At 70.5% G+C, this 24,654-nt stretch carries 24 protein-coding genes and 1 pseudogene; 12 read left to right on the top strand and 13 right to left on the bottom strand.

What is annotated here, in order from left to right:
* Positions 1-79: 79 nt before the first annotated feature.
* The 3 genes and pseudogenes from ACFORO_RS06940 to ACFORO_RS06930 all read right to left on the bottom strand — a co-directional run bounded on the left by ACFORO_RS06940 (position 80) and on the right by ACFORO_RS06930 (position 3,552).
* Positions 80-796 carry a 2,3-dihydro-2,3-dihydroxybenzoate dehydrogenase gene (locus ACFORO_RS06940; RefSeq protein ID WP_377870612.1) on the bottom strand — a complete coding sequence of 239 codons (717 nt, stop codon included), beginning with the start codon at positions 794-796 and terminating at the stop codon, positions 80-82.
* Between the two features lie 282 nt (positions 797-1,078).
* Positions 1,079-1,225: pseudogene (locus ACFORO_RS06935) on the bottom strand (SDR family NAD(P)-dependent oxidoreductase); the annotation flags it as partial.
* 89 nt (positions 1,226-1,314) lie between these two features.
* Positions 1,315-3,552, bottom strand: coding sequence for a heavy metal translocating P-type ATPase (locus ACFORO_RS06930; protein WP_377870518.1), 2,238 nt, complete (start codon positions 3,550-3,552; stop codon positions 1,315-1,317).
* 188 nt (positions 3,553-3,740) lie between these two features.
* Here ACFORO_RS06930 and ACFORO_RS06925 point away from each other — a divergent pair, with 188 nt between their 5' ends.
* Positions 3,741-3,974: a hypothetical protein gene (locus ACFORO_RS06925; RefSeq protein WP_377870517.1), complete on the top strand. Its 234-nt coding sequence runs from the start codon at positions 3,741-3,743 to the stop codon at positions 3,972-3,974.
* A gap of 153 nt (positions 3,975-4,127) precedes the next feature.
* Here the strand turns inward: ACFORO_RS06925 and ACFORO_RS06920 are convergent, their stop codons facing one another.
* The gene (locus ACFORO_RS06920; RefSeq protein WP_377870516.1) at positions 4,128-6,068 is read right to left on the bottom strand and encodes a cytochrome c oxidase assembly protein; all 1,941 of its coding nucleotides are present in this window, start codon (positions 6,066-6,068) and stop codon (positions 4,128-4,130) included.
* Positions 6,069-6,540: 472 nt separating this feature from the next.
* Positions 6,541-7,110, bottom strand: coding sequence for a sigma-70 family RNA polymerase sigma factor (locus ACFORO_RS06915; RefSeq protein ID WP_377870515.1), 570 nt, complete (start codon positions 7,108-7,110; stop codon positions 6,541-6,543).
* Positions 7,111-7,210: 100 nt separating this feature from the next.
* Here ACFORO_RS06915 and ACFORO_RS06910 point away from each other — a divergent pair, with 100 nt between their 5' ends.
* Positions 7,211-7,945: a zf-HC2 domain-containing protein gene (locus ACFORO_RS06910; RefSeq protein ID WP_377870514.1), complete on the top strand. Its 735-nt coding sequence runs from the start codon at positions 7,211-7,213 to the stop codon at positions 7,943-7,945.
* A 295-nt stretch (positions 7,946-8,240) separates the two neighbouring features.
* Here ACFORO_RS06910 and ACFORO_RS06905 read toward each other — a convergent pair whose 3' ends face one another.
* Together ACFORO_RS06905 and ACFORO_RS06900 are read right to left on the bottom strand one after the other, a co-directional pair.
* Positions 8,241-8,849, bottom strand: coding sequence for a DUF5134 domain-containing protein (locus ACFORO_RS06905; RefSeq protein ID WP_377870513.1), 609 nt, complete (start codon positions 8,847-8,849; stop codon positions 8,241-8,243).
* On the bottom strand, positions 8,846-10,264 hold the full coding sequence (locus ACFORO_RS06900) for a PepSY-associated TM helix domain-containing protein (protein ID WP_377870512.1): 1,419 nt from the start codon (positions 10,262-10,264) through the stop codon (positions 8,846-8,848). The genes ACFORO_RS06905 and ACFORO_RS06900 overlap by 4 nt, the downstream gene beginning before the upstream one ends.
* Positions 10,265-10,454: 190 nt before the next feature.
* Here ACFORO_RS06900 and mftA point away from each other — a divergent pair, with 190 nt between their 5' ends.
* From mftA to mftD, 7 genes are read left to right on the top strand one after another with little or no spacing between them, the layout of a single operon-like run.
* On the top strand, positions 10,455-10,559 hold the full coding sequence (mftA, locus tag ACFORO_RS06895; RefSeq protein ID WP_377870511.1) for a mycofactocin precursor MftA: 105 nt from the start codon (positions 10,455-10,457) through the stop codon (positions 10,557-10,559).
* Positions 10,549-10,842 carry a mycofactocin biosynthesis chaperone MftB gene (gene mftB, locus ACFORO_RS06890; RefSeq protein ID WP_354743320.1) on the top strand — a complete coding sequence of 98 codons (294 nt, stop codon included), beginning with the start codon at positions 10,549-10,551 and terminating at the stop codon, positions 10,840-10,842. Before mftA ends, mftB begins: the two co-directional genes overlap by 11 nt.
* Positions 10,842-12,035, top strand: coding sequence for a mycofactocin radical SAM maturase (gene mftC, locus ACFORO_RS06885; RefSeq protein ID WP_377870510.1), 1,194 nt, complete (start codon positions 10,842-10,844; stop codon positions 12,033-12,035). Before mftB ends, mftC begins: the two co-directional genes overlap by 1 nt.
* A 1-nt stretch (position 12,036) precedes the next feature.
* A complete protein-coding gene (gene mftE, locus ACFORO_RS06880) occupies positions 12,037-12,726 on the top strand; it encodes a mycofactocin biosynthesis peptidyl-dipeptidase MftE (RefSeq protein WP_377870509.1) in 690 nt (229 codons plus the stop codon).
* Positions 12,723-13,511 (top strand): mycofactocin-coupled SDR family oxidoreductase, encoded by a 789-nt coding sequence (locus tag ACFORO_RS06875; protein ID WP_377870508.1) that lies wholly within the window; start codon positions 12,723-12,725, stop codon positions 13,509-13,511. Before mftE ends, ACFORO_RS06875 begins: the two co-directional genes overlap by 4 nt.
* The gene (gene mftF, locus ACFORO_RS06870) at positions 13,508-14,935 is read left to right on the top strand and encodes a mycofactocin biosynthesis glycosyltransferase MftF (protein ID WP_377870507.1); all 1,428 of its coding nucleotides are present in this window, start codon (positions 13,508-13,510) and stop codon (positions 14,933-14,935) included. The genes ACFORO_RS06875 and mftF overlap by 4 nt, the downstream gene beginning before the upstream one ends.
* Entirely contained in the window at positions 14,932-16,104 is a 1,173-nt protein-coding gene (gene mftD, locus ACFORO_RS06865) for a pre-mycofactocin synthase MftD (RefSeq protein WP_377870506.1), read from the top strand. Before mftF ends, mftD begins: the two co-directional genes overlap by 4 nt.
* A gap of 116 nt (positions 16,105-16,220) precedes the next feature.
* On the opposite strand, the gene ACFORO_RS06860 is transcribed toward mftD, so the two are convergent.
* From ACFORO_RS06860 to ACFORO_RS06840, 5 genes are all read right to left on the bottom strand, one after another.
* Positions 16,221-16,952, bottom strand: a complete 732-nt coding sequence (locus tag ACFORO_RS06860) for a hypothetical protein (RefSeq protein ID WP_377870505.1) — start codon at positions 16,950-16,952, stop codon at positions 16,221-16,223.
* Between the two features lie 81 nt (positions 16,953-17,033).
* Entirely contained in the window at positions 17,034-18,350 is a 1,317-nt protein-coding gene (locus ACFORO_RS06855; RefSeq protein ID WP_377870504.1) for a HAMP domain-containing sensor histidine kinase, read from the bottom strand.
* Positions 18,347-19,033 (bottom strand): response regulator transcription factor, encoded by a 687-nt coding sequence (locus tag ACFORO_RS06850; protein WP_354743336.1) that lies wholly within the window; start codon positions 19,031-19,033, stop codon positions 18,347-18,349. Before ACFORO_RS06850 ends, ACFORO_RS06855 begins: the two co-directional genes overlap by 4 nt.
* A 30-nt stretch (positions 19,034-19,063) precedes the next feature.
* On the bottom strand, positions 19,064-19,648 hold the full coding sequence (locus tag ACFORO_RS06845; protein WP_354743337.1) for a nuclear transport factor 2 family protein: 585 nt from the start codon (positions 19,646-19,648) through the stop codon (positions 19,064-19,066).
* A gap of 64 nt (positions 19,649-19,712) precedes the next feature.
* A complete protein-coding gene (locus tag ACFORO_RS06840) occupies positions 19,713-20,405 on the bottom strand; it encodes a helix-turn-helix transcriptional regulator (RefSeq protein WP_377870503.1) in 693 nt (230 codons plus the stop codon).
* A 270-nt stretch (positions 20,406-20,675) separates the two neighbouring features.
* Here ACFORO_RS06840 and ACFORO_RS06835 point away from each other — a divergent pair, with 270 nt between their 5' ends.
* From ACFORO_RS06835 to ACFORO_RS06825, 3 genes are all read left to right on the top strand, one after another.
* Complete coding sequence (locus ACFORO_RS06835; RefSeq protein ID WP_377870502.1) at positions 20,676-21,503, top strand: MerR family transcriptional regulator; 828 nt, start codon at positions 20,676-20,678, stop codon at positions 21,501-21,503.
* Positions 21,504-21,585: 82 nt separating this feature from the next.
* Positions 21,586-22,515: a hypothetical protein gene (locus ACFORO_RS06830; RefSeq protein ID WP_354743343.1), complete on the top strand. Its 930-nt coding sequence runs from the start codon at positions 21,586-21,588 to the stop codon at positions 22,513-22,515.
* Between the two features lie 7 nt (positions 22,516-22,522).
* Positions 22,523-22,900 carry an RNA-binding S4 domain-containing protein gene (locus ACFORO_RS06825; protein WP_354743345.1) on the top strand — a complete coding sequence of 126 codons (378 nt, stop codon included), beginning with the start codon at positions 22,523-22,525 and terminating at the stop codon, positions 22,898-22,900.
* On the opposite strand, the gene ctaD is transcribed toward ACFORO_RS06825, so the two are convergent.
* Positions 22,901-24,607, bottom strand: coding sequence for an aa3-type cytochrome oxidase subunit I (gene ctaD / locus ACFORO_RS06820; protein WP_377870501.1), 1,707 nt, complete (start codon positions 24,605-24,607; stop codon positions 22,901-22,903).
* Positions 24,608-24,654: the final 47 nt, after the last annotated feature.

Here is a 24,654-nt window from a genome sequence, read left to right as displayed (position 1 = left end):
GACTGTTCGGTTAGCCTAACCTAATGGACGCTACCGTATCCGGACGAAAAGGAAAAGCCGCCCGGCGGGTCAACCCGGGTCACGCACGCAGCGTGGCCCCGCCGTCGACGTAGAGGTTCTGCATGGTGATGTGCCGCGCCCGGTCGGACGCGAGGAACAACACAGCGTCCGCGATATCGGCCGGGTCGGCGATCCGCCCGAGCGGAATCCCGACGCGGAATTCCTCGGGATTCCCCGCGATCACACGGGCTTCGCCGGAGTCGTCCGTCCACAGTAGACGTTGCATGTCGGTATCCGTCGACCCCGGCGAGACGATATTGCACCGAATCCCCGAGCCGGCGAGCTCCAGCCCGAGACAGCGGGTGAGCATGGTCGCCGCCGCCTTCGAAGCCGCATAAGCCGCCATCCCGGTCCGCGGGACACCAGCCGCATTCGAGCCCACGGTGACAAGCGCCCCACTCCCCCGCGGCTGCATCCGCCGGGAGATCTCGCGCAGCACAGTGAAAACCCCCGTCGAGTTGACCGCGAAGGTCGCCGCCCAATCCTCGTCGCTGGTCTCGCTGACGCTTCCAGGCCGCAACACCCCCGCGACAGACACCCCGATCCCGATCGGCCCCAACTCCCGCTCGACATCCGCGACAACCCGCGCAACCGCTGCCGGATCCCCCACATCCGCCACGAACGGCACCACCCGCCCGCCTCGGCCCCCGACCGGCGGCCCGGCACCCGCCTCCGCACAAGCCCGCGCCGCATCGGCCGTTATCTGCGCAGCATCGCCGTCCGCACGCTCCGACACGACCTCGGCCGCAAGGCTCCCCGAGACATCGCCGCCTACGGACGTCCCCGCCAGAACATGCCCGGAAAGTCGCTCAACATCACGCTCCTCCGGTGCATGCCCGGATAATCGCTCAACGTCACACCCCTCCGGTGCATGCCCGGATAATCGCTCAACACCACGCCCCTCCGGTGCACCCGCCGCCAGAGAACCCGGCGCAGCGTCGCCAAGCGCTCCACCGTTCGAAGCATTCCCGGCATCCGCCCGAGCCCGCCCCGCGCCGTAGTCACGCGCGGCAACCTCCCGCAACCCCTCCTCGTCAATGTCGACCGCGGCCACCACGGCACCGGCGCGGGCAAGCGCCTCCACGACGGCCGCGCCGATCCCGCGCGCACCGCCGGTGACCAGCGCGACCCGCCCCTCGATCCCGGCTTCCGCGTCCCGCGTCACCGCGCACCTCACCCTCCGTCGCCGACTGATTAGGCAAACCTAACCTAATCGAGTGAGCGACGGCCAGGGTGATCCCGCCCACCCCCGGCTCAGCGGCCGGGCGCGAAATTCCGCAGCCGCAAGCTGTTGGCCACCACCAGCACCGACGACAGCGACATCGCGGCCCCCGCGATCAGCGGATTCAGCAGCCCGCACGCGGCGAGCGGCAACGCGGCCACGTTGTACCCGAACGCCCAGACGAGATTGCCGCGGATAGTGCGCAATGTCCGCTGAGCGAGACGGATCGCGTCCGGCAGCACCGACAGATCGTCGCGGACCAGGATGATGTCGGCCGACCGCAAGGCCAGATCGGTTCCCTCCGCGACGGCCAGCCCGAGATCCGCGGTCGCCAGCGCCGGAGCATCGTTCACTCCGTCGCCGACCATCGCTACCCGATGTCCCTTGCGCTGCAACGCGGACACCGCCGCCGCCTTCTCGCTGGGCAAAACCCCGGCGAGCACCTCGGGGATCCCGACCTCCGCCGCGACCGCCTGCGCCGTCGCCTCGTTATCGCCGGTCAGCAGCACCGTTTTCAATCCCAGCCGATGCAACTGCGTGACCGCCGCCCGCGCCGACGGCTTCACCTCGTCCCGCACTACGAGCATGCCCGCGACCTCGCCGGCCTTCGACACGAGCACGACCGTCGCCCCGCCCGCCTCCGCCGACGCCACTTCAGCCTCGACCTCAGGGCCAACCGAAACCCCTTCGCCGACCAGCAACTTCGGCCGCCCGACCACGACTGCCGTTCCCTCGACGACACCACGCGCACCCAGCCCCGGCAAGGCCTCGAACTGCGCTGCGGCCGGAAGCGCCTCCGGCCCACCAGCGACAATCGCTGCCGCAATCGGATGTTCCGACGAAGCTTCCACCGCGGCCGCGAGACGAAGCGCTTCCGTCGACGAAAACGACCCGAACGCCCTGGTCTCGGCGAGAGTCATCCGTCCCTCGGTCACCGTGCCGGTCTTGTCCAGCACGACGGTGTCGACCGTGCGACTCGCCTCGAGCGCGTCCGGCCCCTTCACCAGGATCCCGAGCTGCGCGCCCCGCCCGACGCCGACCATCAACGCCGTCGGCGTCGCAAGCCCCAACGCACACGGGCACGCGATGATCAGCACGGACACCGCCGCCCCGAACGCGTCCCGCACCGGGTGCCCGCTGAGCAACCACCCCGCCAGCGTGAGCACGGCGAGCGCCGAAACCACCGGGACGAACACCGCGCACACCCGGTCGGCCAGCCGCTGCACCGCCGCCTTCCGCTCCTGCGCCCGCTCGGCCAGCGCGCTCATCTGCGCCAGCTGCGACCGCGCCCCGACTGCCTCCGCACGCACCACCAGCCGGCCGTTCAGGTTGATGCTCCCGCCGATCACCCGGTTTCCCGGCCCGACCTCCGCCGGCACCGGTTCTCCCGTGATGGCAGTGACGTCCACTGTGGACAAACCGCTGTCGACAGTTCCGTCAGCGGCGATCTTCTCCCCCGGCCGCACCACGAACCGGTCGCCGACCGCCAGTTCGCCGATTCCGACCAGCACTTCGCCGTCCGCGCGCAGAATCCGCACGTCCTTCGCCGCCAGCGCGTCCAGCGCCCCGAGAAGGTCCGCCGCGCCACGCCGGGACCGCGCCTCGAAGTACCTGCCAGCGAGCAAGAACGTCGTCACGCCTGCCGCGACATCGAGGTACACCGAATCCGCGCCCGGCGCGGTCGCGCCGAACCCGATCCAGTAGCCCGCCTCGCTGCCTGATCCGACCAGCACCGAAGCGGCCGACCACAGGTAGGACGCCAACACCCCCAAGGAAACGAGAGTGTCCATACTGGACGATCGGTGCCGCAGATTGCGCAGCGCGGCACGGTGGAACGGGGCCGCCGACCAGAACACGACCGGCGTCGCGAGCAGCAAGCACACCAGCTCCCACAACGGGAACCGCAACGACGGCACGAGCGCGAGCGTGATCGACAGGTTTCCCAGCGGGACAGCCAGCACCGCGGCCACGATCAGCCGACGGCGCAGATCGCGAACCCGCGCGTCGCGGTTTTCCGGGCTCGTTTCGCCGCGGACAGTCGCGGTGTAGCCCGCCCGCTCGATCGTCGCGACCAGCGAGGCGGGATCGAGGTCAGGTGGATAGTGGACGGTCGCGCGTTCGGTCGCGTAGTTCACCGTGGCGCGGACGCCGTCGAGCTTGCCGAGGGAACGCTCGACGCGCGCCGCGCAAGCGGCACAGGTCATCCCGCCGACGGCGAGATCGAGGTGACGGGTCGGGGTCGCCGCGGGGGCAGCGGTCTGCGTGGACATGGTTCTCCGAATTCCAGGACGGGCACGAAAGCGGTGGCAGTGCCGACGCCGAAAGGCGGACTGATTTCCATAGTACGCCTGGTTTTCCGCCGCCACTCCTTCGGGTGACTTGGGAACCTTTCGACCCTCCCCGACGACTATCCAGATGGTGGCAGTGCCCGGCCCGACCCGATCAGACAGGAGCGAAGATGTCCGAAACCTTTGCCGCATCAGGAGATCTGCGGCACGTGACCACGTTCTGCGGCAACTGCGACTGCGGCTGCCCGGAGCTGTTCCTCGACGACGCCGCCCCGGCGGAGCGTCGCGTCGTCTTGACCGACGACTTCGGGCAACGCGTGCAGATGAGCTTGGCACAGCTGAAAGTTCTCGTCGAAGACGTCAAGGACGGAGCCTTGGACAAGGTGGTGACTGCCGTGGTTTAGCGACAGAATCGTTGCGATGCCCGGAGATCGTGGCTTCCCGAGGTGGGACGCGATCTGCGGACTGCCAGATTTCAGCGTGCGGCGGGCCGATGCCGGTCGAGCGAAACTCAGGAGTGATCGACCTGATTCGCTGAGGCAGGCATCGGGCCGCGGCTACTGCCTTCTGGCCGCCAGGTTGGCGAGCATCGCGTTGTAGGCGGCGAAATCGTCGTCGTCGCCTTGGTCGAAGCGACGGTCCAGACGCGCGGCTTCGCGGTCGTCGTGGCGGCCCCACTGCACCAGCAGCGCCACGACGACCACGATCATCGGGATTTCCCCGGTGGCCCAGGCGATTCCGCCGCCAAGACGTTGGTCAGAGAGGAGGTCAGGCATCCACGGCAGGGACAGGTACCGGTAGAACGTCTCGGCGATCACCGTCTGCTTGTTCATCAGGATCACGCCGAAGAACGCGTGGAACGGCATCACCGCGAACATCATGCCGAGCCGCGCCAGATGCGGCAACGAGCGCGGCGGGCGGTCGACGCCGATCACCAGCCAGAAGAAGACGTAGCCGGACACGAGGAAATGGAGGTTCATCAGCTGGTGCGCCCAGTGGTAGCGCATCGCCTCGCCGAACAGGCCCGAAAAGTACAGCGCGTAGTACGAGCCGACGAACACCACTGACGCCACCAGCGGGTGTGCGACCAGGCGTGTGAACCGCGAATGCAGCAGGGCCACCAGCCACTCGCGCGGACCGTCCGGTCCTTTGCCCGCCACCGGCAAAGCGCGCAGTGCGAGGGTCACCGGGCCGCCGAGCACGAGCAGCACCGGGGCGAGCATGGCCAGCGTCATGTGGATGACCATGTGCAGGCTGAAGGTTCCGGACGAGTACTTGCCCAGGCCGGACGACGTCGCGATCAGCACCGTCGCCCAGCCGCAGGTCCACGCCCAGAACCGGCCGCGCGGCCAGTGGTCGCCGCGAGTGCGGAGACGCCGCGCCCCGACCGCGTAGGCCACGACGGCGAGCACTGCCAGGACGCCGAGCAGCAAGTCCGGACGCCAATCGAGAAAGAGCCGGGCGAATGTCGGAGGGTCAGGCAGGTCGTAGCCGAGCACGGTCTCGCCGACGGTCGCCGGATCGTCCACGAACGCCGGTGGCACCAGACGCGCCAGCCCAGCCGAGACGCCCATTGCCCCAGCCAGCACCACGACCTCAGACACGAGAGCCGCTTTCCCGCCACCCCAACGACGGCGCGTGACGGCGATCAGCACCGCCAGCACCACCGTGACCACGACCTTTATCCCAAGGAGAAAGCCATAGCCAGTAATTAATCCAGCCGGACGGGCCAGCGCGAGACCGTCGACTATTCCGGACGCGGCGAGTACGACGAGACAACAGGTCGCTAACCGTCGATATCGACGCAGCGCGACTTCTCGTACCGAGCCCGAACGTCGGACGTGGACCAGCAGCGCAACGAGGGTGCCAGTCCACAGCGCCGCCGCGATCACGTGCCACACCAAGGCATTCGTGGCCAGGTCGTGCCACGCGCCGATGGAAACGTGCCCGGCGATCGCCCGCGGCAGCAGCCCGACGATGGCCAGGCCTAGCCACCACACCGTGGTGCGCCAGGTCAACGTGCGCCAAACGCCGATCGCTACGACCGTCGCCACCGCCAGGACGCAGAGCCAGGCTTTGGGTTCCTCCATGGCGTCGACGAGGACGGCGAGGTTCGCCAGGTGCAACGCCTCGGAGACCGATCGCCCGGACGCGTCAGCGGCGTCGAACGGCACCAGCATCGCGGCAGCGAGCGCCCAGACGACCGCGGCGCCCGCTGCTGTGCGGGTCGCTGCGTAACCGTCCGGGGAGAGCCGTCCCGATTCGCCCGGCGGGCTCAGAAACGCCGCGAATGCCAGCGCGCCGACGCAGACCACCCCGGCCGCGTCGGCGATCAACCGGAGCAAGGAGGTGCCGAAGGACGTCAACGGGCCGGGAGCCGGGTTGCCGAGAGCGGCATAGACATCGCCCGCCGCGGCGACCACCGCCACGACGGCCACGGCGGCAAACCCCGCGGCGGCAAGCAAACCCCGCCGGTGCGGGGCCGGAATAGTGCGCACAGCAGAATAGTCGGGCGGAGACGGCCGCGAGTTCCCGCGACCTGCGTCACGGCCGGATCCCACGGCGGGCCCTACCAGGCTGCCGGAACGACGGCTCGGCTCGGCTCGGCTCGGCTCGGCTCGGCTCGGCTCGGCTCGGCTCGGCTCGGCTCGGCTCGGCTCGGCTCGGCTCGGCTCGGCTCGGCTCGGCTCGGCTCGGCTCGGCTCGGGAAAGCGAAGCCGATCACCTAGCCCGGCAATCCGCCACCGTCCACTCCAGACGATCGCCGTCGAGCGACCGGCCCGCCGCCGTCGTCCGATACGACCAGCCGTCCACCCCGCTTTGGCTCTGACTCGAGCAGCGACCCGCCCGGTAACCAAGGCGATCCGCCTGCTACCGGACGGCCGACCCACTCGCCGACAGCCGAGCAGATCCGGCCCGCTACCAAGCAACCCACGCCAACACCCAAGCGGCAGAACGGAACGACCCGCATCACATAGCGGTGTCGCTCTCCTCCTGCGCGCGCAGCAAATCATCACGGGCGCGGGACACCCGGGAACGCACCGTGCCGACCGGGCAGCCGCACACCTCGGCCGCTTCCGCGTAGGAAAGGCCCAGGAATTGGGTCAGCACCAGGGCTTCGCGGCGGTCCTCGTCGAGAGTGTCGAGCAGGAGGCCCAATTCGATGAGGTCCTCGAAACCCGCCGTGCGCGTCCGGGCCGATTGTTCTTCGGCGGCGCGCTGCCAGTCGGCCGTCGTGGATTCGCGGGGGCGGACCGAGCGCGCGCGGATGCGGTCGACGACCACCCGGCGGGCGATGGACAGCAGCCACGTCCGCGACGACGACCGGCCCGCGAAGCGCGGCAGGGAGCCGAACGCGCGCAGGTACGTTTCCTGGGTGAGGTCGTCCGCGTCGGCCGGGCTGGTGCGGTGGGCCAGGAACCGCCACGCGTCGGCTTGCGTCGCGCGGATCCAGGCTTCCAATGCGGCCTGGTCACCGCGGCCCGCGGCGAGGGCCAGCGCGGTGATCCGCTCGTCGTCGTTGTCGCGGCCGGTGGACACGGATGTCACGGTAGTCCATGCCGTCCGGCGGCGGCGCCACGACCAGGTGCCGGGAAAATCGCCGAACCCGCCGGGAACTCAGGCGCGCGTCCGAGCGACTATGACAGACGTGAGCTGTGAAATCTTCCGCGAAGCGCTGTCCGCGCGACTCGACGGCGAAGCGGGCCCGCTGCCCGAACCGCAGGTCGACCAGCACCTCGAGACTTGCGCGTCGTGCCGGAGCTGGTACGAAAGAAGCGCGACGCTGCGCCGCACGATGTTGGTCCGCAGCGCGCCCGAGGTGCCCGACCTCACCGACCGGATCCTCGCCGAAACCCCGGCCCCGCCCCGGGAAAAATGGGGGCTGCGGGTCGCGCTGGGACTGGTCGGGCTGGTCCAGTGCGGGCTGGCGTTCGCACAACTGCTGGGCATGGACCACGCCCACGGCGGTTTCATGGAAGGCCACCTCATCAACGAAAGCGCGGCCTGGAACCTCGCGGTCGGCGTCGGACTGCTGTGGGCCGCCCTGCGAACCCGCGCGGCGGCCGGGCAACTGCCGATGATCACCGGCTTCGTGATCGTCCTCGCCGTGCTCACGACCAGCGACCTGATCGGCGACCGGGTGACCGTCGCCCGGGTGCTGTCGCACGTCTTCCTCGTCGTCGGGCTGGCACTGCTCTACGCGGTCCACCGCCAGCACCGCCTCCGGCACCAGCCGGGCCCGGACCTCGCCGACACCGCCAACGACCCGGACCAGACCGCCGTGACCACCCACGGCGCGCTCGCTCTGGTCCGCCCGCACCCGAAACGCGGCCGCGATTCCCAACGCCCGACCGGACGGCACCGCGCCGCCTGACGCCCGTCCCCGCTCGCGCGTTCCGGCCAAGCAGCTCACCCCGGCCGGACACGCGAGCAAGGAATCTCGCCGCGACGCGAACCGCACGCCAGCAGCGCCCGGGCGGACGATTGCTCGTTCGCGACACCCAGCCGACGCGGCCCGCGGCCCGCGGTTCGCGGTTCGCGGTTCGCGGTTCGCAGCCCGCGGCTCGCGGTTCGCAGCCCGCGGCTCGCGGCCTGCGGCTCACGGTTCGCGGCTCACGGCTCACGGCTCACGGCTCACGGCTCACGGCTCACGGCTCACGGCTCACGGCTCAGATCATCGCGACCGCCATCACCGCCATGCCCAAGCTCATCACGCCCTCCATCGCCAGCCCGACCTCCCGCCGTCCAGGCCGGGCAACCGTCCGGGCGCGATCGATCGCCCGGGCCAGCCACGCGACCCCGGCCACCAGAAAGACCACCGCCAGCACAGCCGCGACCGCCACCACGTGCGCGGGCGCGTGTCCAGTCATCGTCATGCCCGCGTCGCCCATGTCCATCCCGGCGTGCTCGCCGCCCATCGCCGTCGCGGACATCGTCATTCCCGCCATCGCCGACGGCATCACGAACGCCATCCACGCCATCCCGGCCATCATCAGCGCGTGGTGCGCTCCCGGCAGCCGTCCGTGCCCCATGCCCAGCGCCGCGCTCACCGCGAACCATCCGGCCGCCGCCGCGAACAGCACGACCTGCGGCATTCGGGCGAAAGTCATCGTCGCGGGCCAAGCCATCGTCACCATCCCGACGCACATCGCCGCGTGCAGCGCGTCCGCCACTCGTCCGCTGACGCCGGGACGCCGCGCGCATCGGTACAGGCAGAACGCCCCGGCCGCCGCGAACAGCAGCGTGAGGATCCAGCGCAAACCCGCTTCGGCGATCATCGCGCGACCTCCCGGCGCAAGCCCAGCAGGCAGTCCACGGCCAGGAATCCCACCAGCGACACCCCGAACACCGGCAGGAACCACCCCACGACCGCCACCACGACCAGCACCGGAGCCAGCACTCGCCCGGGGATCCGCCGCCACGCGCCGCGCATCGGCAACCGGCCGAATCGAGCCCGGCCACGCCGCCACCCGTAATCCTTCGGCGATCGGTCCAAGCCGCCCGACTCGCCGGAACGTCCCCCACCGCGCAACCAGCCGCCCGCCGCCGATCGCCCGGAGCGGCCCCGCAGCCACCACATCCGGTACCCCCACCCCACAACACAAACCAACGCCGCCCCCAGCACGGTCAGCACAATCTGGTTCGCGACCCCGAACAGCAGCCCCATGTGCGCGTCAATCCCCCATCGGCTCAGCTTCGCGGCGAGCGGATAATCAGCGAACCTCAGCGTCCCAGCAACAACGCCCGTACCGGGATCAACAGCCATCGAGTCCTGTTTGGACGGCCAGCCCCGCCCGATCTGCTGCACCACGTAGCCACCCGCGGAAGGCGGCCGGATCTCCACCGGGTCGGACAATCCGGCCCGCACGGTCGCGTCGCGAACCGCCTGCCAGCCGACGTCGCCGGGAGACCGAGAAGCAGACGAAACCGACGGCGTAGTCCAGTCCAAAGAGGACCGCAGGTCGGTGATGTTCGCGCCCGCATGAAGGGACCACGTCAACCCGGTGGCGGAGAGGAACAACAGCCCCGCAGCGATCCACAGCCCTGCCGAGCCATGCCAAGAACGCAGCCGACGCCGTCCAGGCTTGCCGCCGGAAGGCAGCAGCACAGCACGCAAACGTCGACGACGGCCCAGCCACAAAGCCAACCCGGCGAGGGTGATCACCCACAGCCAACTCGCCGCCAGCTCGCTGTACAACCGGCCGAAATCGCCGAGATGCAGGCTGCGGTGGAGAGTGTCGATCCAGCCCCGCACCGGCATCGCCTGCCCGGAACCGTAGGTTTCCAGCGCGCCGCGAACCGCGCCGTCATGCGGATTGACGAACACGGTGTACCGATAACTCGGCGCAAGACCCGGACGGTCGAAGATCACCTGGGTGGTGTCAGTCGCGGACGGTGCCGGGCGGACGCCGATGACCTTTCCGTCCGGCACCTGCCCGCGCGCGACGAGAACCTGTTGGTCCAGCGAGACCGCGCCAGCGGCGTCCGGGACGTGCAACTCCCGCGAGTAGACAGCCTGCTCCAGCTGCGGCGTCCACACGTACGCGATCCCGGTCAGCGCAGCGACCAGCAGGAACGGTCCGACGAACACTCCGGCGTAGAAGTGCAGCCGCAACACGAGCGGACGCAGCGCCGCCCATCCGGTCGCCGGTTCTCGTTCGGTGCGTGGCGCGTCGTCTGTGCCGATGGCCATCCTGCTCCCTTCGCGTGGTCCGCCTCCTGAGGAGTCGGGCGAACGGGGCAGTCGGTTCCCGGCCGGGGAGAACGCCCGATCGGGTGTCTCGCGCGGGCGGGCCATTGCTTCTGACACTGGGTGACAGTATTGTCGCCGTCACATTCGACACCAAGTGTCAAATATCGCCGAGCGGGACAAGGGAGTCACGATGAGCGAGACGACAGCCGCAGCCGAGACGCGGGCCGAAGAGGTCGTAGCCGACGAATTGCTCGTCGAGGAGGTCTCGATCGACGGAATGTGCGGTGTCTACTGACCGCGACGCCGCGGCGTTCGATCTGGACGGTGCTTGGGAACTGGACAGCCGGGTCTCCATCCGGCCGGAGCGGTTCGGCGCGCTGCTGTACCACTTCGGCACCCGCCGGCTGTCCTTTCTCAAGAGCCGCACCATGCTCGCCGCGGTCCAGGCGCTGACCGACCACCCCTCCGCCCGCGCCGCCTGCGCACGGGCCGGGGTCGCGCAGGCGGAACTGCCCCGCTACCGCGCCGCCCTCGCCGCGCTCGCGGCGTCGGACATGATCCATCCGAGGAGCGTGTGATGCCGCTTGTCGACGAATTCCAGTTCGGGCTCGACGCGCCGATCTGCCTCACCTGGGAACTCACCTACGCCTGCAATCTCTCCTGCGTGCACTGCCTTTCCTCGTCCGGCCGCCGCGACCCGCGCGAGCTGAGCACCGCCGAGTGCAAGGCGCTGATCGACGAGTTCGAGCGCATGCAGGTGTTCTACGTGAACATCGGCGGCGGCGAACCGACCGTCCGGCCCGATTTCTGGGAGCTGGTCGACTACGCGACCGAGCACCACGTCGGCGTCAAGTTCTCCACCAACGGCATCAAGATCACCGAGGACGTCGCGAAACGGCTCGCCGGCAGCGACTACGTCGACGTCCAGATCTCCCTCGACGGCGCCACCGAGGAGGTCAACGACCACGTCCGCGGCCCCGGCTCCTACCGCACCGCCGTCCGGGCGATGGAGAACCTTTCCGCCGCGGGGTTCGGGAACTTCAAGATTTCTGTCGTGGTGACCCGGCAGAATGCGGGGCAGCTCGACGACTTCAAAGCCATTGCCGACCGCTACGGCGCCCAGCTGCGGCTCACCCGGCTCCGCCCGTCCGGCCGCGGCGCGGACGTCTGGGACGAGCTGCACCCCACCGCCGCCCAGCAACGGGAACTGTACGAGTGGCTGGTGAAGCATGGTGAAAACGTGCTCACCGGCGATTCGTTCTTCCACCTGGCGGGCTACGGCGACGGCGGACTGCCCGGGCTCAACCTGTGCGGGGCGGGCCGGGTGGTGTGCCTGGTCGACCCGGTCGGCGACGTCTACGCGTGCCCGTTCGCCATCCACGACACCTTCCTCGCCGGAAACACCCGCGGCGAAGGCGGATTCACCCGGGTGTGGCGGGAATCCGAGCTGTTCGCCGAACTGCGCAGCCCGCAGAGCGGCGGGGCCTGCACGTCGTGTTCGGCGTTCGACGCCTGCCGCGGCGGGTGCATGGCGGCGAAGTTCTTCACCGGGCTGCCGCTCGACGGTCCGGACCCGGAATGCGTGCGCGGCCACGGCGAACGCGCGCTGGCCGGGGTCGCCGCGGGCAGCGTGCCGAAACCGTCGCTGGACCATTCGCACCGCACACGCAAGCGCGAACCCGTGCCGGTGACCATCGGCATGCGCCGTCCGCCGGACCGGGCCTGCGACGAAAATCCGCTCGCCGGTTTCGCACCGGGGCCGGGCCGCTGAGATGCGCTTGGCTGACCTGTCGTCGCCGGACGTCGCCGAACACGCGGCGTCCGGCGCGATCCTCGCCGTGCCGCTCGGCGCCACCGAGCAGCACGGCCCGCACCTGCCGCTGAGCACGGACACCGACATCGCGACGGCGTTGTGCGACCGGCTCGCCGCGGAACGACCGGACGTGCTGGTCGCGCCGGCCGTGCCGTACGGATCGAGCGGCGAACACGCCGGGTTCGCCGGGACGCTCTCGATCGGGCAAGCGGCCACGGAACTCCTGCTCGTGGAACTGGGCCGGTCGGCCTGCGAAACGTTCCGGCGGCTGCTTTTCGTGTCCGCGCACGGAGGAAACGCGGCGTCGGTGACTCGCGCGGTCGCGATCTTGCGCACCGAATCGCGGGACGTCTCGATGTTCGAGCCTCGCTGGCAGGGCGATCCGCACGCCGGACGGCCGGAAACCGCTCTGCAGCTGGCACTTCGTCCGGATGCGGTGCAGATGGCGAAAGCGGTACCGGGCGATAATCGTCCGCTGGGCGAGTTGCTCCCGGTTCTGCGCAACGGCGGCGTGCTGGCCGTGACCGAAACCGGAATCCTCGGCGATCCCACCGGAGCCACCGCGGACGAAGGCCGGGATCTCCTCGACGTCCTCGCCGCGCAGTTGCGAGCGCACGTTCACGACTGGACCTCCGTGGTGACGCCGTGAAAGTCGCCCTCGTGACCGGCGCGGCGCGCGGCATCGGCGCAGCCACCGCGGCAAAGCTGGCCGAACAGGGCTGGGCAGTGCTCGCGGTCGACGCCGCCGAAGACAACCCCGTCCTCCCCTACCCGATGGGCACCGCCGAAGAACTGTCCACAGTGGTCGACATGATCCGGGAAGACGGCGGTACGGCGGAGGAATTCCGTGCGGACGTCCGCGACCGTGCGCAACTGGCCGCAGCAGTCGCGGAAGCAGAACAACGCTGGGGCGGGCTCGACGCGGCCATCGCGGCGGCAGGAGTGATCGCGGGCGGAGTGCCGCTGTGGGAAATGCCGCCGGAGCAGGAAGACGCTGTGCTCGACGTCAACCTTCGCGGTGTCCTCAACCTCGCCCACGTGGCGATTCCCGCGATGCTGCGGTGTCCGAAACCGCGCGCCGGACGGTTCCTTGCCGTCGCGTCCGCCGCCGCGACGCGCGGGCTGCCGACACTCGCCGCGTACTGCGCGGCGAAAGCGGGGGTCGCCGGGCTGATTCGCGCGCTGGGCACGGAATTGGGCGACTCCGGCGTCACCGCGAACGCCGTCAGCCCGGGCTCGACCGACACGCCGATCCTCGCAGAGAGCGCCCGGCTGTACGACCTTCCGGCGACGCAAACGTTTGCCGCGCAACAACCTCAGCAGCGGCTGCTCGATCCCGCCGAAGTCGCCGCCGTCCTGGCCTTCCTCGCCGGGCCGGAAAGCAGCGCGATGACCGGCGCGGTCGTCCCGGTGGACGGAGGGCTGGCACTGTGACCACCCCGCTGCCCGCCGGATTCCGCCTCGCCGTCGACCCGAGCGTCAAACAACTCCCCGACGGCCTCCTTTTCGGCGGCTCCCCCGCCCGCGTGCTACGCCTGACGAAGGCCGGGCGAACGGCGTGGGCTTGCTTGGCGGACAACCCAGTCGAGACGTCCGCGGAAGGCGTCCTCGCCCGGCTGCTCACCGACGCCGGGTTCGCGCACCCGTTGCCACCAGCCAAAACCGCCGACGCGACCGTTGTGATTCCAGTCCGCGACCGCGCCGGACTGCTCGGCCGCTGCCTCGCCGGTCTCGACGGCCGATACCCCGCGCTGGTCGTCGACGACGGATCCGCCGACCCCGCCGCCATTGCCGCAGCAGCCTCCGCGCATGGCGCGAAACTCGTCCGGCGCGACATCAACGGCGGCCCGGGCGTGGCTCGAAACACCGCCCTGGAGCACGTTTCCACCGATCTGATCGCCTTCCTGGACAGCGATTGCGTCCCGTCGCCGGACTGGATCGACCAGCTGGCCGGGCATTTCGCCGACCCGCTCGTCGCCGCCGTCGCGCCGCGCGTGCGTCCGCTCGCTCCCGGCACGTGGGCTGGCCGCTATACCCGCGCCGCCAGCAGCCTCGACCTCGGCACCGCCGCCGCCCGCGTCGCACCCGGCACGCGACTGTCCTATGTGCCCACTGCCGCTCTGCTCGTTCGCCGGACCGCAGTGAAATCCGTCGCCCGTGACGGTGCGGTTTTCGACCCGGCAATGCGCGTCGGCGAGGACGTCGACCTCGGCTGGCGACTCCACGACGCTGGCTTCCGAATCCGCTACGACCCGTCCGCACACGTCGACCACCACGAGCCGACCACCTGGCGCGCGTTGCTCCGCCGTCGCGCCAGTTACGGCACGTCCGCCGCACCGTTGGCCATCCGCCGACCGGCCGCGATGGCCCCGCTCGTCTTGCACCCGTGGCCAACGCTGACCGTCGCCGCGCTTCTGGCCCGCCGTCCGCTTCCGGCCGCCGCCGCCTTCACGGGCGCAGTGCTGACCATGGCCCGCGTGCTGCGCCGAAGTGACGTGCCGACACACGGTGTCGTGCGCGCGATGGGCACCGCGGTTGGCCAAACCTGGCTCGGTTTCGGCCGGTACAGCACACAATTCGCCGCTCCCCTGCTCGCCACGCTTTTGTTGCCGGGCGGTCGAAAGCGCTGGGGACGACGGGCTGCGATCGCGTCGCTGCTCGCCGGACCGCCGCTGACCGCCTGGCTCCGGCAACGACCCGACCTCGGCCCGCTCCGCTACACCACCGGCGCGATCGCCGACGACCTCGCGTACGGCACCGGGGTGTGGGCGGGCTGCCTCGACCACCGGACCGCGGTCCCGCTGCGGCCGCGCATCACCTGGCGCCCTCTGCGCGTCGACCCGAAGGGAAAACGATGAGCATCACCTGGTTCGAATCGATCGCCGAAGCACAGCGGCGGGCGAAGAAGCGCCTGCCCGCGTCCGTCTACTCGGCGCTGATCGCCGGTTCGGAAAAAGGGCTGACGCTGCAAGACAATCTGGCCGCGTACGACGAACTGCGCTTCGCGCCGCGCACCGCCGGACTGCCCGGCGAACGCGATCTGAGCACGAGCGTCCTCGGCCGTGACGTCGCGCTGCCCGTGCTGATTTCGCCGACCGGCGTGCAGGCCGTGCATCCCGACGGCGAGGTCGCGGTCGCCCGTGCGGCCGCCGCTCGCGGGACGTCGATGGGGCTGTCGTCGTTCGCCAGCAAGCCCGTCGAGGAGGTGGTGGCGGCCAACCCCAATACGTACTTCCAGGTCTACTGGACCGGCAGCCGCGACGACATCCTCCAACGGCTGGACCGGGCCCGGTCGGCGGGGGCGGTCGGGATCATCCTCACGCTCGACTGGTCGTTCTCGCACAGCCGCGACTGGGGCAGCCCGCACATCCCGGACAAGCTGACGCTGCGCGAACTGATCCGCTTCGCGCCCGAGGGCATGATGCATCCGCGGTGGCTGCTCGCGTACGCGCGCACCAAGAAGCTGCCCGACCTCAGCGTCCCGAACATGGCCGAGCCCGGGACGCCGGTGCCGTCGTTCTTCGGCGCGTACGGCCAGTGGATGCAGACCGCGCCGCCGAGCTGGGAAGACGTGAGCTGGCTGCGGAAGCAGTGGGACGGGCCGTTCCTGCTGAAGGGCGTGTACCGCGTCGACGAGGCACGCCGCGCGGTGGACGCCGGGGTCAGCGCGATCTCGGTGTCCAACCACGGCGGCAACAACCTCGACGGCACTCCCGCCACGATCCGCGCACTGCCCGCGGTCGCCGAAGCGGTGGGCAACGAGGTGGAAGTGCTGCTGGACGGCGGAATCCGGCGCGGGAGCGATGTCGTGAAGGCACTCGCGCTAGGGGCACGCGCAGTCCTGATCGGGCGCGCGTACCTGTGGGGCCTCGCGGCGGGCGGGCAGGCCGGGGTGGAGAACGTGCTGGACGTGCTGCGCAACGGCATCGACTCGACGCTGCTCGCGTTGGGGCATCGCAGCGTGCACGACCTGAGCCGCGACGACCTGATCGTCCCGGAGGGCTTCGAACGCCGGATCGGGGCTTGATCAGCTGTCCGTGGGGGGACTCTGATTCCCTCAGGGTTCCCCTCACGGACAGTCTTTTCGGACGCAGCGGCCTTGCCTGCTCTTGGGCGCGAAGTCCCTTCGCCGCAAGGACTCCGCTAGTGCCCGCGCGGTGCCGGGTTCTGCTGGAACTGCCCCTGCCAGCTGGCTTGGGCACCGGTGTCGCCGATCCGCACGATGTCGTAAACCGCCGCCCCGGCAGCCAGGACCGACAGCACGATCAACGTCACGCCGACCGCCTTCGAGGCAGGCGCGAGAAACACGCGACGGCGGTTCGCGGAAGCCCCGCCCGCGGCTGGGTCCGTCTGACGCGCACCCGCCTCAGCCGCCCGAGACGTAGCGGCCTCGGGCACCGCCGCCGCACCACCAGCCACCGCAGCCGCTCCCGCTACGGGCACCGTCGCCGCGGCACCGCCAGCCACCGCAGCGGCAGCGCCACCCGTCGCCGCAGCAGCGCCTGCACTCACCGCCGCAGCACCCGCGTTCACCGCAGCCGCACCAGACGCACCAGCCTCTCGCTGCCGCCACCACAGCGCCAAAGCCAGCACCGCCACCGGGATCGCCGCCCAGATCGCCGTGTCGCCGAGTTCCGTGTGCGCCCGGACCAGCGGCGTCCGCGCCACGCGCCGTTCCAGCCACTCGCCCGCATTCGTCGTTATGGGCACCAGGATAACCACCAGCACCGACAAAATCGCGTTCGCGCCGGCCAGCCGCCTGCGCACCGAAGGCAGGCAAGCGGTCAGCACCAAGACCAGCGCTGACAACGGCAGCAGCACGACAATCGCGTGCACGAGCAGAATATGAGCGGGCAACCCGTTGACCGTCGTCATGCAGCCTTTCCCATCCACGAACCACAACCAGCCACAACTCTGGCCGAGTCCCGTTAGCCCCGGGCAAGATCAAGGTGTGAATCAGGTAAGAGCCACCGTGAAGCCGACTACCGCGCCGCCGCCGTCCCGCGGTCCGGCGAACGCCTCGCCGCCGTGCGAGAGCGCGACTTCCCGCACGATCGACAGCCCCAGCCCCGACCCGGGCAAGGACCGCGCGGCCGCCGCGCGATAGAACCGGTCGAAAACCCGGTCAGCGTCCTCGATCCCCGGCCCGCGGTCCAGCACCTCGACCCGTCCGTCCCGCACGCGCAACTCCACCGGTCCGGAGCTGAACTTCACCGCGTTCTCCAGCAGATTCGTCATCGCCCGTTCCAAGGCCTTCGGCCGGCCGGAGAACGTCGTGTCATCGGCGTCCACAGCAATCGCACGACCGGACCGCCGACGCACTCGCGCGGCAGCTCGCTCCGCCGGATCGCGCAGTTCGACCGGCAGCAGCGGCTCGTCGTCGTACTGTCCCGTGGCCAATTCCACCAGCTCCGTGACCAGGTGAGTCAGCTCGCGCGTCTCGCCGTCGACGTCCGCGAGCAGCCGGTTCCGCGCGTCCGGCGACAATTCCTCGAACCGCCGCAACACGCTCGCGTTGGTGCGCAGGCTGGTCAACGGCGTGCGCAGCTCGTGCGCGGCGTCCTGGACCAGCCGTTCCTGGTCGTCGCGGGCCCGCGCGAGCCGCTCGAGCATCCCGGCGAACGAGCCGGACAGCCTGCCGACCTCGTCGCGGCCGCGGTCCGGGACGCCGAGCCCTGGCCTGCTGCCCGCGCTCACCTCCTCGGTCAGCCGGGTCAGCCGGACCAGCCGCCGGGTGATCTGCCGCGCGAGGAGCCAGCCCGCCAGCGCCGCCCCGGCCAGCACCGCGAGGCTGACCCAGGTCATCCGCTCGGCGAGATCGCCGAGGACGTGCCGGGTTTCGTCCACGTCGATGCCGAGCTGCAGCGCCCCGCGCCCGGAGCCGAGCGCGACGGTGAGCACGCGGTAGTCGTCCGGACCGACAGTCGCGTCCGCATAGCGAGTGCCGACAACAAGCTCCCGGTCCGCAGCAGTGACCGGCAGCGTGACCGGCCGTCCGCCGACACGATGCACGGTCCCGTCCGGCGCGATCGACTGCGCGACCATCGGCTGCGCTTCGTCGTGGTCGTCGTCCCCCGGACCGCGCGTGAGCGGGCTCGGCGCGAGCAGCTGCACCGCGCCCGCCGACACCTGCGACGCCGTGCTCAGCAGCGAACGGTCGAGTTCCGCGCTGATCCGCTGGGAAGCCGTGTGATAGCCGAGCACGCCCACGAGAATCGCCGCGCCGCCGCCGACCGCGGCGAACGCGATCGCCAGCTTCCCGCGCAGATTCATGCCGGCCGCACCACGTAGCCGACGCCGCGCACGGTGTGGATCAGCTCGTCCGCGCCCGCGGTCTCCAGCTTCCGCCGCAGGTATCCGATGTAGACCGCCAGATTCTTCGACTCCGGACCGAATTCGTACCCCCAGATCCGCTGGTGGATCGTGTCGCGGCCGAGCACGATCCCGGCATTGCGCACCAGCAGCTCCAGCAGGTCGAACTCGGTCTTCGACAACACGACCTCGGTGTCGTGCCACCACACCCGGCGCGCGCCGGCGTCGACCGCCAGCCCGCCCAGCCGCACCACGCGCTGGGCCTGCTCGCCCGGATCCGCGCTGCGCCGCAGCAGTGCGCGCAACCGGGCGAGCAGTTCGTCCAGTTCGAACGGTTTCGGCAGGTAGTCGTCGGCTCCCGCGTCCAATCCGGCGACGCGGTCCGCGGTCTCGACCCGCGCGGTCAGCATGAGCACCGGAGTGCGGTCGCCGCCCGCGCGCAGCACGCGGCACACGCCGAGCCCGTCGACGCCGGGCATCATCACGTCGACGATCAGGACGTCGAACTCCTCGCTCCGCGCGATCGCGAGCGCCTCGACGCCGTCGGCGACCTCGCTGACCCGGTAGCCCTCCAGTTCGAGCGCGCGGACCAGCGATTCCCGGATCGCCCGGTCGTCGTCCGCCAGCAGAACGCGGTTCGCCATGCCGCCATCATGCCTCTCCGGCGCCCGCGATCACGGGAGCGGACGCGTCCCCGGCACCACCCATTCGCGATCCACCTGGCCGTCGACCGCGACCAGCACCGCCAGCCCGCCGCGCGCGCCGTCCGACCAGGTACCGGCCATGGTCTGCCGCGCCGGGTCGAGCACGAGCTCGCCGTGCCACGGGTGCGCATCCGTTGCCAGGGCACGCAATCCGTCCCGGTCGAGGTCGCCTTCGCCCGGTCCGTCCGGCAGCGCCGACCGGCCGTCCGGCGAGGGAATTGTCCAGTTCCGCGCGACTTTCCCGCCGGAGAGGACGCACAGGTCGGCTCCGGTGATGACCACGCCGTCGCGGCGGGTGACGTCCCAGGTGAAAGCGAGCCGTTCGGTTCCGTCGATCACGAAAGTGCGCGGGACGAACACATTCCCGACCTCGCGCTGGTACTTCGCGATGAACGCCTCGGCGTCCGCGGGGCCGATCAGCGGGTCGAGGCCGGGTTTGGTGCCGGACCACTGGCGGCCGTCGGCGGTGAGCAGCCGGTGCGCGAGCGAGGCGTCCTCGTTCCACATGCGACACCAGAGGGCGGGGATTTCTTCGGGGTTCAGTTCTTTCGTCATGCGACGACGATCGCGGGCGCCGGCGACACCGTCCTGTCGGTGTTTCCGCGCCGCGTGGCGCAGGTCACTCGCCGAGCGGACGGGCGGAGATCCGCGCGAGTTCGGCGTCGAGGTCGACCTCGCGGCGCTCGACGCGGTCGCCGGTGAGCTCGATGGCGCGGGTCCGGTCCAGCAGGAAACCGCGGACCGCGTCGCGCAGGCGGCACCAGCCGAGCACGTACCAGCCCGCCGGACCCCACAGCAGTCCCAGCGGCTCGACGTCGCGTTCCGTCTCCTGGCCTTTCGCGTCCACATAGGACAACCGGAGGACGCGCCGTGCCGCGAGCGCGGTGAGGATCAGTCCGCTGTGGACAGCAGGCGGTTCGGGCTCGCCGACCCGGTGCAGCCGCGCGGCGAGGTGCTGTTCGGCATCGCGGACGTCGGACGGCAGCCGCGCGAGCACCTTGCGGGCCGCCGACTCCGCCGCGCCCGCGAACGGCGAACCAGCGGCGGAGCGCAGCGCGACGGTGATCGCGATGGCTTCCTCCGGCGTGAGGGTGAGCGGCGGCAAGGTCCGCTCGCGGTCGAGACCGTAGCCGCCGGTCCGCCCGGTCTCGGTCAAGATCGGGACGCCCGTCTCGCGCAAAGCGCCGAGGTCGCGCTCGATCGTGCGCACGCTGACCTCGAACCGGGCCGCGAGCCACGCCGCGGTCCGGGTGCGCGGCGCGACCGCCCGGAGCTCCTCGACAAGCGCGTACAGCCGGTCCGTGCGATTCACCCGGCCAGCCTACTGACCAGCGCTTCCTCACCCGATCGGGTGGCTTTGCGGACGACCGCCGTCACGAGGGCGGGCCTCCGCTGTTCCGTTCGCGGGAGCCGCAACCGGCTCCGGTCCGTGCTGTGGAGGGCGGCGGACCGGCGCGGTCCCCTCGTTCGTCGGGGGACGAGGGGGCCATCGGGAGCGGGTCGGCGCAGGGGGCCGGCCCGCTCCCGGTCCGGCGGGGACACTTGACTCTCACACCGTGTCAGAGCGTGTGCTGGGGAGGTCATGTTCACCATCGGAGAATTCGCCCGCCACGGCCGGGTTTCGGTCCGCATGCTGCGCCACTACGACACGCTCGGCCTGCTCCGGCCCGCCGAGGTCGACCCGCACACCGGCTACCGGCGCTACACCGCCGGGCAGCTGGCCGCGCTGAACCGGATCGTCGCGCTCAAAGACCTCGGCTTCGGGCTCGGCGAGGTCGCCGCGCTGCTGGCCGAGCAGGTCACGCCCGAGCAGGTCCGCGGCATGCTGACGCTGCGCCGGGCCGAGCTGGCCGAACGGGTCGCGGCCGACCGGCTCCGGCTGGCCGAGGTCGAGGCGAGACTCCGCACGCTGGAAAGCGAGCACGCCATGCCGGACACCGAAATCGTCGTCAAGGACATCCCCGCGACGCGCGTCGTAAGGCTCACCGCGACCGTCGAAAGCTTCTCCCCCGAGGCGATCAGCCCGGTCCTGCGCCCGCTGTGCGCGGAACTCGGCCAGCGGCTCGAAGGATCCGACGCCGTCCCGGCCGGACCGCTGATCTGCTACTACGAAAAACCCGCCGCCGAAGACGATCCGGTCGTCGTCCACGCCGCGCTCCCGGTCTCCGGCGCAGTCGCCGCGCCGAACGGGCTCGAGGTGGCCGAACTGCCCGCTTCCCGTGCCGCGACGCTGGTCCAGCGCGGCCCGGCGAGCGGGTTCCTCGCCGGCTACCAGGAGCTCGCCCGGTGGACCGACGAGCACGGCTTCCGCGCGGACGGCTTCCCGTGCGAGGTCTACCTCCACACCTCCGGCGACGAGCGCGAATGGGTCGCCGAACTCCGCGAGCCCTTCGTCGGGCAACCGCGCTGACCGGCCAAGACCCGACCTTCGACGGTTGCGCCGCCGCCCGCTGAAGAGGCGAATGGGTGGGGACGACCCGAGGAGGACGCAGGTGTTCTCGACAGGTCCCGGCACCCAGCCGGACCGGCTCGCCGACGCGCTGGCGGACGGGCCGTTCAGCCGCGCCCTCACGCTGGCCATCGACCGCAGCGGGCTCGGCCTCGACCGGCTGCGCGACCGGCTCGCCGCGGCGGGCGCGGCGGTCAGCACCACCACGCTCAGCTACTGGCGGACCGGCCGCACCGTGCCCGCCCGCGCCCGCTCGCGCGTCGCGGTGCGGATTCTCGAGGGCGTGCTCGACCTGCCGCCGGGCTCGCTGACCGGGCTGATCGAGCGCGATCCGGAGCCGCCGCCGGTTCCCGTCGTGCGCTGGGAACGGCTGTGGGGACGGCGGAACGCGGTGCTTCGGGTGCTGAACTCGTTCGAGACGGCGTACCGGACGTCGCTAGTCGTCGTCAGCCTGCACGAGGCCGTGCACGTGGGCCCGGACCGGCGGCTGCACCGGCTGGAAGTCCGCGAGGTGCTCCGCGCGACGGAGGACGACACGCACATCCGGCTGGTCACCGCGCACGGCGTCGGCCCCGGCTGCCCGCCGAAGCTGGTGCGCACCCGCTACTGCTCGCCCGGACGCACGGAAACCCTGGCCGAGGAGGGGTTCACGGTGGCCGAACTCGTCCTCGGCCGCGGACTGGACCGGGGCGAAACCGCCATCGCCGAGTACGAATTCGAGTTCACCGACGACCGCCCGGACCTCTCGTACGAGCGCCGGTTCCGCAACGCCGTGCACGAGCACGTGCTGGAACTGCATTTCGCGCCCGGTTTCGAACCGCGGGCCTGCCACGCCTACCGGCTCGACTCCCCCGCCGGACCGGAGACGACCGTCGCCGAACTGCCGATCACCCAGGGCCTTCCGGCGCACGTCGTGTCCGCCGCGGTCACTCCGGGGATCCTCGGCCTGCGCTGGCACTGGGACGCGCCATGATGGACCCATGGAATCGACGCGGATCGACCGCTGGCTCTGGGCGGTCCGGCTGACCAAGACGCGCGCCGACGCCGCCGCTGCCTGCCGCGGCGGGCACGTGCGCGTGAACGACCGCCCGGCGAAACCCGCGACGACGGTCGTTCCCGGCGACGAGGTCCGCGCCCGGATCGGGACGACGACCCGTGTGGTCGAGGTCGTGCAGGTGATCCAGAAACGCGTCGGCGCGGCGGTAGCGGCCACCTGCCTCGTCGACCGCACCCCGAAGCCGCCGCCGGAAGCGGCGATCCCGGTCGCCCGCCGCGAGCGCGGCGCGGGCCGCCCGACGAAGCGGGAACGCCGGGTGCTGGACGAATTCCGTCGCCAACAGGGCTCAGAAGCGCCCTGATCAGGCGTCGGATTTCTCCCGCGACCGGCGTCCCCAGCGGACGTGCTGCTCGTCCCGCATCCGTTCCACCGCGTCCGGATAGTGCAATTCGAAAGCGGGCCGTTCGGAGCGGATGCGCGGCAGCTCGGTGAAATTGTGCCGCGGCGGCGGGCACGACGTGGCCCATTCCAGGGAATTGCCGAAGCCCCACGGGTCGTCCACGTCGACCCGCTCGCCGTACCGGTAGCTCTTCACCACATTCCAGACGAACGGCAGCACCGAGGCGCCGAGAATGAACGCGCCGATCGTGGAAATCGTGTTCAGCAAGGTGAATCCGTCGCTGCGCAGGTAGTCCGCGTACCGCCGCGGCATCCCTTGCGCGCCGAGCCAGTGCTGCACCAGGAACGTCGTGTGGAAGCCGATGAACGTGGTCCAGAAGTGCCATTTCGCGAGCGATTCGTCGAGCATCCGGCCGGTCATCTTCGGGAACCAGAAATAAATCCCGGCGAACGTGGCGAACACGATCGTGCCGAACAGCACGTAATGGAAGTGCGCGACCACGAAATACGTGTCGGTGATGTGGAAGTCCAGCGCGGGCGCGGCCAGCAGCACGCCGGTCAGCCCGCCGAGCAGGAACGTGACCAGGAATCCGACCGACCACAGCATCGGCGATTCGAACGAAAGCGTCCCTTTCCACATCGTGCCGATCCAGTTGAAAAACTTCAGCCCGGTCGGCACGGCGATCAGGAACGTCATGATCGAGAAGAACGGAAGCAGCACCGACCCGGTCGCGTACATGTGGTGCGCCCAGACCGTCGCGGACAGGCCGGTGATGCCGATCGTCGCGAACACCATCAGCCGGTAGCCGTAGAGCGGTTTGCGGCTGAACACTGGAATGATCTCGGTGACGATGCCGAAATACGGCAGCGCGACGATGTACACCTCGGGATGGCCGAAGAACCAGAACAGGTGCTGCCAGAGGATCGCGCCGCCGTTGGCGGGGTCGAAAACGTGCGCGCCGAGCCTGCGGTCGGCCTCCAGCGCGAACAGCGCGGCGGTGAGGATTGGGAACGCGATCAGCACCAGGATCCCGGTGAACAGGATGTTCCAGGTGAAAAGCGGCATCCGGAACATGGTCATTCCCGGCGCGCGCAGGCACAGGATCGTGGTGGTCATGTTGACCGCGCCGAGAATGGTGCCGAGACCGGACACGATGAGACCCATGATCCACAGATCGCCGCCGGTGCCGGGGCTGTGCACGGCATCCGACAACGGCGTGTAGGCGGTCCAGCCGAAGTCCGGGGCCCCGGCCGGCGTGAGGAACGCGCTCAGCACGATCAATCCGCCGAAAAGGTACAGCCAGTAGGAAAACGCGTTCAGCCGGGGAAACGCCACGTCCGGCGAACCGATCTGCAGCGGCAGCACGAAATTGGCGAATCCGAACACATTCGGCGTCGCGTACAGCAGCAGCATGATCGTGCCGTGCATGGTGAACAGCTGGTTGTACTGCTCCTGCGACAGGAATTGCAGCCCCGGCTGGGCCAGTTCTCCGCGCATCAGCAGCGCCATCGCGCCGCCGACGAGGAAGAAGGCGAACGACGTGCCGAGGTAGAGCAGCCCGATCTGCTTGTGGTCGGTGGTGCGCAGGATGCCCAGCAGCACCGAGCCCTTTTTGCCTCGTCGGCGCGCCTCGGCGATCACCACTGGCCGCGGCTTCAGCTGCGTCATGACCGACCTCCCGCACCCGGCGATCGCCGGGCAGCCGAAAGCAGCCC

The organism is Amycolatopsis halotolerans (assembly GCF_042647905.1).
Taxonomy (GTDB): Bacteria; Actinomycetota; Actinomycetes; order Mycobacteriales; family Pseudonocardiaceae; genus Amycolatopsis; species Amycolatopsis halotolerans.
This window is presented reverse-complemented; position numbering and strand designations above follow the sequence as displayed.

Bases quoted from the DNA above. Each gene is read 5' to 3' on its own strand.
- ACFORO_RS06900 (WP_377870512.1), bottom strand. From the start codon at position 10,264: ATGGCCATCGGCACAGACGACGCGCCACGCACCGAACGAGAACCGGCG.
- ACFORO_RS06835 (WP_377870502.1), top strand. From the start codon at position 20,676: ATGTTCACCATCGGAGAATTCGCCCGCCACGGCCGGGTTTCGGTCCGC.
- ACFORO_RS06860 (WP_377870505.1), bottom strand. From the start codon at position 16,952: ATGACGACGGTCAACGGGTTGCCCGCTCATATTCTGCTCGTGCACGCG.
- mftA (WP_377870511.1), top strand. From the start codon at position 10,455: ATGAGCGAGACGACAGCCGCAGCCGAGACGCGGGCCGAAGAGGTCGTA.
- ACFORO_RS06905 (WP_377870513.1), bottom strand. From the start codon at position 8,849: ATGATCGCCGAAGCGGGTTTGCGCTGGATCCTCACGCTGCTGTTCGCG.
- ACFORO_RS06930 (WP_377870518.1), bottom strand. From the start codon at position 3,552: ATGTCCACGCAGACCGCTGCCCCCGCGGCGACCCCGACCCGTCACCTC.
- mftE (WP_377870509.1), top strand. From the start codon at position 12,037: ATGCGCTTGGCTGACCTGTCGTCGCCGGACGTCGCCGAACACGCGGCG.
- ACFORO_RS06825 (WP_354743345.1), top strand. From the start codon at position 22,523: ATGGAATCGACGCGGATCGACCGCTGGCTCTGGGCGGTCCGGCTGACC.
- ACFORO_RS06850 (WP_354743336.1), bottom strand. From the start codon at position 19,033: ATGGCGAACCGCGTTCTGCTGGCGGACGACGACCGGGCGATCCGGGAA.
- ctaD (WP_377870501.1), bottom strand. From the start codon at position 24,607: ATGACGCAGCTGAAGCCGCGGCCAGTGGTGATCGCCGAGGCGCGCCGA.
- ACFORO_RS06845 (WP_354743337.1), bottom strand. From the start codon at position 19,648: ATGACGAAAGAACTGAACCCCGAAGAAATCCCCGCCCTCTGGTGTCGC.
- ACFORO_RS06910 (WP_377870514.1), top strand. From the start codon at position 7,211: ATGACAGACGTGAGCTGTGAAATCTTCCGCGAAGCGCTGTCCGCGCGA.
- mftC (WP_377870510.1), top strand. From the start codon at position 10,842: ATGCCGCTTGTCGACGAATTCCAGTTCGGGCTCGACGCGCCGATCTGC.
- ACFORO_RS06925 (WP_377870517.1), top strand. From the start codon at position 3,741: ATGTCCGAAACCTTTGCCGCATCAGGAGATCTGCGGCACGTGACCACG.
- ACFORO_RS06855 (WP_377870504.1), bottom strand. From the start codon at position 18,350: ATGAATCTGCGCGGGAAGCTGGCGATCGCGTTCGCCGCGGTCGGCGGC.
- mftD (WP_377870506.1), top strand. From the start codon at position 14,932: ATGAGCATCACCTGGTTCGAATCGATCGCCGAAGCACAGCGGCGGGCG.